Source organism: Chroococcidiopsis cubana SAG 39.79, from assembly GCF_003991895.1.
Lineage (GTDB): Bacteria > Cyanobacteriota > Cyanobacteriia > Cyanobacteriales > Chroococcidiopsidaceae > Chroococcidiopsis > Chroococcidiopsis thermalis.
In genome coordinates this window covers 1-8,020 of the sequence record NZ_RSCK01000102.1, presented here as the reverse complement: position 1 = coordinate 8,020, position 8,020 = coordinate 1, and the positions used below count along the sequence as shown (strand labels likewise).

The 8,020-nt window shown below is 43.1% G+C and carries 7 protein-coding genes and 1 pseudogene; 4 read left to right on the top strand and 4 right to left on the bottom strand.

What is annotated here, in order from left to right; all coding sequences use genetic code 11:
* Positions 1-129: 129 nt before the first annotated feature.
* Entirely contained in the window at positions 130-993 is an 864-nt protein-coding gene (locus tag DSM107010_RS31470; protein WP_127024820.1) for a lysophospholipid acyltransferase family protein, read from the bottom strand.
* Between the two features lie 206 nt (positions 994-1,199).
* On the opposite strand from DSM107010_RS31470, the gene DSM107010_RS31465 reads away from it, so the two are divergent.
* From DSM107010_RS31465 to DSM107010_RS31455, 4 genes and pseudogenes are all read left to right on the top strand, one after another.
* Positions 1,200-2,117, top strand: a complete 918-nt coding sequence (locus tag DSM107010_RS31465) for an alpha/beta fold hydrolase (protein WP_106167754.1) — start codon at positions 1,200-1,202, stop codon at positions 2,115-2,117.
* A gap of 184 nt (positions 2,118-2,301) precedes the next feature.
* Positions 2,302-3,381, top strand: a pseudogene (locus DSM107010_RS41645) (cytochrome P450).
* Entirely contained in the window at positions 3,371-3,682 is a 312-nt protein-coding gene (locus tag DSM107010_RS43295) for a cytochrome P450 (protein WP_199755878.1), read from the top strand. Before DSM107010_RS41645 ends, DSM107010_RS43295 begins: the two are co-directional and overlap by 11 nt.
* Positions 3,683-3,714: 32 nt before the next feature.
* On the top strand, positions 3,715-5,004 hold the full coding sequence (locus DSM107010_RS31455; protein WP_106167755.1) for an FAD-dependent oxidoreductase: 1,290 nt from the start codon (positions 3,715-3,717) through the stop codon (positions 5,002-5,004).
* A 161-nt stretch (positions 5,005-5,165) separates the two neighbouring features.
* Here the strand turns inward: DSM107010_RS31455 and DSM107010_RS31450 are convergent, their stop codons facing one another.
* The 3 genes from DSM107010_RS31450 to DSM107010_RS31440 all read right to left on the bottom strand — a co-directional run bounded on the left by DSM107010_RS31450 (position 5,166) and on the right by DSM107010_RS31440 (position 7,869).
* Positions 5,166-5,675, bottom strand: coding sequence for a hypothetical protein (locus tag DSM107010_RS31450; protein WP_106167756.1), 510 nt, complete (start codon positions 5,673-5,675; stop codon positions 5,166-5,168).
* 450 nt (positions 5,676-6,125) lie between these two features.
* Positions 6,126-6,692, bottom strand: coding sequence for a DJ-1/PfpI family protein (locus tag DSM107010_RS31445; protein WP_199755865.1), 567 nt, complete (start codon positions 6,690-6,692; stop codon positions 6,126-6,128).
* 454 nt (positions 6,693-7,146) lie between these two features.
* Positions 7,147-7,869: an IS6 family transposase gene (locus DSM107010_RS31440; protein ID WP_127024832.1), complete on the bottom strand. Its 723-nt coding sequence runs from the start codon at positions 7,867-7,869 to the stop codon at positions 7,147-7,149.
* Between the last annotated feature and the right edge of the window lie 151 nt (positions 7,870-8,020).

Sequence of the window (8,020 nt, the reverse complement as noted above, 5' to 3'; positions counted from 1 at the left end):
TTTAGCAAGTAGTCCAGATGGAAGTTCATCGATTAAGCTGTATTGAAAAATACATTTTACACCAGAAACTCGGAAGAACCCATGGAGATTGATTTGTCGAACTTACCGAGTCGATCGTGCCCCAAACAGCTAGAAATCATTCGAGTTAAGGATCGAACCGCCCTTGAAAGCTGGTTGCGGATTGGTGCGAGCGGGTTTGATATTCCTGTTGAATTGGTCAAAGAGCTTAGGAATTAGTCCAATTCCTATACCCCAAAGTAGCCCCAGAAAGATCGGAAACACGCCTGTATTCCCATCAAGCGACCAGGGAAAACCCCACTCCTGTATCTGCTTGAGCTGCGAGTAAAGGTCAGCTAGCACAATTAGAGTGTCATGAGCGCCGTAAGAAATCAGCGGTACGATCGGCGCTGACTCGATTAGAGCTAACTTAATAAATGCCTTATTGTTTGTCAGATGAATTCGATTTCGCATTCCGTAGGGACGAAACAAATCTTCTGCTCCTCCTGGGTAGACAAGTAGTGCCGCATCCTGCTTAAGTGCCGCACGAGCCATTTTCGGATGAGCTATAATTGCCCCAACTTGCGAACCTGGTCGAGCGAAAATCGGGGTTTGCCAAGCCGAGGTGTGCATCAAGGCGTAGGCTAATCGTTCGTAACCAAATTGACTAAACCAGTCATACAGAAACATTGATGTATCTGGTGAAGCCAAGCCGCCATTATGAGAGCCAACGAGCAATACCTTACCAGTTGATGGTATGTGATGCCAGCCTTCAGTTTGGACTCGGAAGTAGTTATGGTAAAACCATTTCCAGAGCGGCATCCAAGCTTTAATCGCTTCAGGATTGCGCTCTGATAAAGACCAACCATCGAATCTAGGCTTAGAAGTTGTGGCGCTATGACTTGTTGTACCTGTGACAATGCTTAGCTTTTCTAATAGATCCCACTGTTGAGAGATATTATCATTGCTGCCCCAGTTATGTCCAAAAATGCTCAAAATGCTTCCAATAGTTAGTTATAGCTCTTAATCATTCTATACACGGCATTCAACTATGGGAGCATAAATATTTGTGATTAAATATTTGTGATTAAATGCATTTTTAACGCTAGATGCGTGGGCGTGCAGAGTTAACCAATCGTCCTTGGAATTGGAATGACATTACTATCTATTCCACACTTGTGTAGGACACGACCAAAATAACTATGAAAAAGCTCATTCTTCGGTCGATCTTCGTCATTCTGGTACTATGTGGATTGATGGGGTATGCCGCTGTAAACAGCCCAGCGTCTGCTTCAGACTGCGCGATCGCCACCCATTCTGTCCCTATTAGCAATGGAACGTTGTCTTACAATCAGGTCGGCACTGGACAACCGATCTTACTGCTGCATGGACTATTTGCCAGCAAAGAGCAGTGGGACAGTATGATGTGTCAGTTATCTAAGGCGGGTTATCGGGCGATCGCTCCCGATCTACCAGGCTACGGCAACAGCACAGGATTCGCAACGAGAGACTATGCCCTAGAGAATCAGGTTGAACTGCTGCACCAGTTAACGAATCAATTAGGCATTCGCTCCTTTGATGTAGCAGGGAGTTCGATGGGGGGAGCGATCGCCACCCTTTACAGCCAGCGTTACCCTCAACAGGTGCGTAGTCTTGCGTTTATCGGTGCGCCATTAGGTGCGATCGATTGGGCTGCGAGCGTCAGAAATTCCATCTTGGACGGCATAAACCCTTTTATTCCAATCACCAAAGAACAGTTTGACTTGGAAATTAGCCTGCTGTTTGTCACGCCTCCCACCATCCCTGATACTGTTAAAACAGAGAGAGTAAACGACTACAATACTCGTAACCGTCACTATCAACAGATTTGGGATATCGTGAACCTGTACGACAAGGTTCTCTGTCAGAGGCGATCGACTCAGCTTCCCACCCTTGCTATCTGGGGCACAGAAGACAAGATTTACGACATCAGTGGAGCCGAGCGGCTGCAACGCTGTATTCCCGAAAGCCAAACGGTCCGATTACCAAAGGCAGGACATCTACTGCTGATGGAAAATTCAGAGGAGGCAACTGCGGATTACTTAAAATTTCTGGTTGGGTTGCAAAAACTAGTTTGGTAGGTAAGGATTTGAGCATGGATCGTTCTCAAATTTTCTGAAAAAGAGCCGCCCCTAATAGCCACATTCGCTTGCTACACGAGCGAGACAGTTGATTACTGAAAGCTGACTGTTGTAAAAGTCAATGTACAAAAAGCCAAATCAAATCAATTAACTTAAATCACATAATTATCTGGTTGCGAAGAGTATGACAGTTAAACAAATTGAGAAACTTAAAACTCCTAAATTTATTCAACAAATTGAATCAACCCTAAAACCAATGGAGTTTTTGGCTCGGTGTGCCAAGAATTATGGAGAGCTGTTTTTTACTAATTCTTTTGGCGATCTAGAAACTTTAGTTGTCAGTCATCCCCAAGATCTTCAAGAGTTATTTAATCCTACAAATAAAATTCTTGATGCTCCAGGTGCTGCTAATGAAATCTTCAAACCTCAACTTGGAGAAAACTCATTAATTGTACAAGATGGAGAACGTCATCAGCGTCAGCGAAAGCTAATGATGCCTCCTTTTCATGGCGAACAGATGCTCAATTACGGGCAACAGATTTGTGAGATTACCCAACAAGCGATCCGATAGCTCAAACCAGGCGAAATCTTCATTGCTCGTCATCTCAGTGAAGACATTACCATGAAGATTATCTTAAAAGTAGTTTTTGGCATTGCTGATGAATTCAGGTTTGAAAAACTGAAAAATTTAATGACAACTTGGCTGGGTTTGACTAGTTCACCACTCAGCGTCAGTGTTTTATTGCTTCCAGCCTTGCAGAAGGATTTAGGTTCCTGGAGTCCTTGGGGAAAATATCTTCGTTTGCGACAACAAATTGATGAAAAATTGATGGCGGAAATATTAGAGCGTCGCCAACAAGTACGATCGCGTGGTTTTGATATTCTAAGTTTGCTAATGGAAGCAAAATATGAAGATGGAGAGGCTATGAGTGATGCCGAATTAAGAGATAATCTCTTAACTTTACTCAATGCTGGTCACGAAACTACTGCTACTGCGATCGCTTGGGCTTTGTACTGGATTCATCAACAACCAGAAGTCTATGAGAAAGTGTTGCAGGAGTTGCAAGGTTTAAATACTCCCGACCCGATGAGAATTGCTCAACTTCCTTATCTAACAGCAGTTTGTCAAGAGACTTTGCGGATTTATCCTATAGTTCTTTTCACTTTTCCTAGAATGACTGTACGCTCTGTTAATTTAAGGGGATATCACGTTGCTTCTGGGACATATGTGACACCTTGTATTTACCTAACTCATCGCCCTTGAAGACTTATATCCTCAACCACTCAAATTCCAACCAGAAAGGTTTATTAATCGGAAATACTCATCTTATGAATTTTTACCCTTTGGAGGAGGTTCTCGTCAATGTTTAGGTCAAGTGTTTATCCTATTTGAAATGAAACTAATTTTAGCAACAATTCTCTTAAATTCTCAGTTAAAATTAGAAGAGAAAGCTCCCGTTACTCCAGCACGTCGAGGTTTTTTAATGGATCCTCAAGGTGGAGTAAAAATGAGTAAGAGCGATCGCTCCTGCTCGTTAGACAATAACTGTTCAATGTATATATGAACTCTCATGAATCAGAGTGATGGATAAAGCCTATGCTTCAAAAAGTTGTCATCATTGGAGCCGGTCCGGCTGGATTGTTACTTGCTCATTATCTATTGCGTCGGCGCAAGTATTGCGTTGAGCTTTACGAGCGACGTTCCGATCCGCGTGTGGTAGATGCATCGCAAGACCGCACGTTTCCGATCTCGCTTCAGGAACGGGGGAGAAAGGCAATTCGCGCTCTGGCTGGGTTAGAGGAGGCAATCGCCCAAGCTGGTGTGTTTTGTAATGGATCGGTAATGCATCGCAAGCAGGGCAAAGCTCGTAAGATTTCGCGTGCAACCCCGCTGCTGACGATCGATCGCAATCGCCTGGTGATGATTCTCTTGCAGCACTTAACCCAAACCTACTCGTCAGAACAGCTCCTAGTTAAGTTTGGCTATCAGTGCGTCCAAGTGGATAGGAGAGCCAAGACCGTGACGTTGCAGATGGGGCAGGGTGAGGCTTTTGCTGTTGCATACGACGCTCTTGTTGCAGCAGACGGGGCGCGATCGCACGTTCGTGACTATTTAGCTCAGGATGCCGGTTTGCAGTGCGAACAAAACTACGTACCAGATGCATATAAGTCGGTGTTTCTCTCCCGATTAAATCCAGCTTTAGGGTTGGAGCTAGAGCATGACAAGATTCATGGATGGAATCGGGATAATAAGACGCGGATGCTGATGGTGCCTCAGCCTGGAGAGCGGCTCAATGGGGTAATTATTTTTGATGCCCAGGAAAATCCGCTTTCCAGTTTATCTACCAAAGAAGAGGTTTTGACGTTTTTCCAAGAGAACTTTCCCTTGTTTGGGCAGTTGATGTCTCAGGAGGAGGCAGAAGCGTTCTTGCATCGTCCGGTGGGACGGGTATTAACCGTAAGTTGCGCTCGTTTTCATGATGGTGATAGTATTTTGCTGATTGGGGATGCAGCTCATGCAGTATCGCCGTCGATTGGGCAGGGGTGTAATGCCTCATTGGAAGACGTACTGATTTTTGGGCAGTTGTTAGAGCAGTACGAGGATGATTGGGAGCTGGTGTTACCCGCCTTTTCCGAACAACGAGTTCCTGATGCCCATGCGCTGGGAGAATTGTCAAACTATTCGTTTCCACGCACCAAGACGTTAGTCTTGGAGTTTTTCTTACGGTTGACGATGAGCAGGCTGCTGCATAGATGGTTTCCTAAGTGGGTGAAGCCGTTTGTCTTCGATCTGGTGCTAGATCGGGATTTGTCCTATTCCCAGGTGTTGAACCTTAGCCAGGGCTGGATTAATAAGGTCAAGCGATCGTCGCCTCATGCCTCGTGAAATACCAATAAGACTGGCGCATTTGCGATCGCGATCGGTCATTTGTTATTTGTATTTTTACTACTCCCCACCGCCTACTCCTTACTTACATTTAGAACAAGCGAGTTAGAAATTGCCTGGAGAACTGCAAAACATGACTGGAGCAAACACAGATCGGCTTACTAGTTAATTGCTCTTTTCCATTCTTTAAAAGATTTGACTATTTTCTGAAAAAAATTAATAGAAGGATAGCAGACTAAAATAAAACAATGAAATACGCAGTTATATACTATTACGAGACAATTAGACCTTTTATTATCAGTCGTGTCATAAAAATTAGGATTAAGATCAACGCGATCGCCGTGTGGTAATACATGATAACGATCTACGTAAATGCTTTCACTATCTTTATAACCTTTAACATCGCAAGTTAAAGGGCTTGCCAAAAAATACTCAACTCCGTAATACTTTTTTGAAATTTCCGCAACGTTCTTTGCTGATTCTAAGCTGCCAATTTCAAGAATAGGAAAGACTGGCATCTCACAAGTAACTTTAGCTTTGTTACAATTAAATCCTTTTAAATCTTGGCTGCTCCACAAAAAACCACTTTCGATAAAGGTGTCCTCAAATAATTCAGGAAAAGAAGAATTAATTTCAGTTAGTTCGTAAGCTTGATATTGATTAGTACACATCAAGAATAGATAAATAGTATTTATTTAACGCCGCTTTATAAGAACCATTTTTACACTTCAAAAGAGAACCAAATTGCTGAAATATAGCAACATATAGCCAAACAAATACTTAATTAGCATAGGAAGCACGAACGCTGCCGATTTGGAATTTTGGCTCGTATTAGTGATGAAACACTATGCTAATGTCGAATATTTTCGCTAGATGCTATTTCCATAAAAAAGACTTTTATAGTATCTTTCGAGCAAGTGGTTATGTTAACAAAGCTCCACTTTCAGTATTAACGATACTCCGAGCGTGACAACTAGAGCTCTGGCATTTAGCGAACTTATCACCGTATTACCAAAATTATTTCTTAAAATTTCTTTTCAACAGTAATTCGTTGAATAATTTGCCTTCGCATTTCTAACAAAGGTTGATTTTGAGTTTGTACACTTTTGACAACAAGAGGGTTAACTGGTTGTGAGAGAGCCACTGGTGAACGGAGCTTCTAAATTGTATTCCATTGATGACTGAATCTCTTGAGCTACTACCTCTCCAAATAGCTCAGATGCTAACACCAATCCCAAATCAATTCCATCCGCCCCTCTAGCTGTAATTCGATTGCGATCGCAAACAACTCGTTGTGCAACTGTTTCTATTCCAAACATCGTTAACAATTGCATAGAATCCCGATCGGTTGTAGCGCGATATCCTTGAAGTAAACCTGCGGCGGCTAGCAATAGCGAACCCGTAGAAACTGAGGTCACATAACGAGCGCGATCGCCCTGAGTTTTCAAGAACTGGAGAAATTCATCATCTTTCAGTTTGGTATTGACACCCAGACCACCAGGAACGAATAACACATCTAGAGTTGGCGAAAGCGAGAAGCTTGTATTAGGCAAGAGAGTCAGACCAGATTCAGAGTAAATCGGATCGCGAGTTGGAGCTAATAAATAGACCAAAGCATTCGGTAGACGAGAAAAGACTTCATAGGGTCCGGCGAAATTTAATTGCGTCAAATTTGGGAACAAAACCATTCCAATCTTAATTGAGGTTGTGAGTTGTCGGTCGATCATGCTGGATAAAGTATTCTTGGATTAAGGAAGGGTGAGAGCTGAAACTTCAAATACGTATCTTCTGGAGAGGTGCATTGCAAAATTTGCGGTGACTGCCGCTTCTTGGCTCTGTTTTCGGGTTCGTAAACCTTCTAATAGTTCTCTAACCAGAACAACAACCTTCTTCTAGAGGAGTTAGAAACGCGTGCATTTATAAATTCTTTAAAACATTGTTGGCTTCTTTGTCAAGAGAAACAATTTTGAATGTTTATTGAATTCATTTTGTCCGTTCAAATAGTTTGGGAATGGATCGTTCCCATTTTTATAAATTTTCTAAAACGATAGCAACAGCAATTGAATAATCGGTTTTATAGCGAGAAAATTTAAACCGATCTTAGCGGTAAGCTTCAAACGTTGGGTGCGTCGAGCGATATAGTCATCGCGAGCGCAATTGGGCAAATAATTTAGCTGGAATGGCACGCTTGTTAAGCCCAAGCACTTGATTTATCATAGTTTCAATCTTAATCATGCTTAAGTAGTCAGGAAAAGGGTTGTGTTGTTTTGGGTGAAAGTGGTCTCGAATTGGTCCAAAGGCAGAGAGAAATCGTTGCGTTTGCCCTGGGGATTTAAATCGCCGCATCCGTCGCTCTCGCACTCTTGTAGGCTGATGAGAGTTTTCACAAAGGTTGTTTAATCCTTTATGCTGTCGATGCTCCACGCTCTTGAGCACTTGTTTCTTTGCCGCTGCGTAACTCTTGAGTTGGTCGGTCACAATTACGCGGGGTACGAAGCCTTGTTTCTTCAAGAGTTTGCGGAAGAATCGATGTGCCGCCCTTGTATCTCGATGTCGTTGCAGCAGGACATCCAGCACGTTCCCTTCCGCATCCACTGCCCGCCACAGATAATATTGCTGTCCTTCGATCGTGACTACCACCTCATCCAGATGCCATTTATCAGCTAGGTAAGGACGTTTGCGCCGCAGTTGATTCGCGTATTGCTGCCCAAATTTCTCACACCATTCCCGAATCGACTCGTAGGTTACCTCAATCCCACGGTACAGCATCATTTTCTTGATATCCCGATAGCTGAGTGGGAAGGTGTAGTAGAGCCAAACACAGTAACTGATGATTTCGGCGGGAAAGCGGTGACGAGAATACATGAACCCAACAAGAACAATCAAGGCGTAATTCTGTATTCTACCTCTTCCCTCAAGTTAAATTGACAATACCTTCGATTGCTAGAGCATTTTCTAGTCTACTGAGGTACAATAACAGCAATGAGTAAACCAGCCACGTAGATCTTCAACAGAG

Excerpts from the sequence above, each read along its gene's own strand:
- DSM107010_RS31465 (WP_106167754.1), top strand. The coding sequence starts at position 1,200 with ATGAAAAAGCTCATTCTTCGGTCGATCTTCGTCATTCTGGTACTATGT.
- DSM107010_RS31455 (WP_106167755.1), top strand. The coding sequence starts at position 3,715 with ATGCTTCAAAAAGTTGTCATCATTGGAGCCGGTCCGGCTGGATTGTTA.
- DSM107010_RS31450 (WP_106167756.1), bottom strand. The coding sequence starts at position 5,675 with ATGTGTACTAATCAATATCAAGCTTACGAACTAACTGAAATTAATTCT.
- DSM107010_RS31445 (WP_199755865.1), bottom strand. The coding sequence starts at position 6,692 with ATGGTTTTGTTCCCAAATTTGACGCAATTAAATTTCGCCGGACCCTAT.
- DSM107010_RS31440 (WP_127024832.1), bottom strand. The coding sequence starts at position 7,869 with ATGTATTCTCGTCACCGCTTTCCCGCCGAAATCATCAGTTACTGTGTT.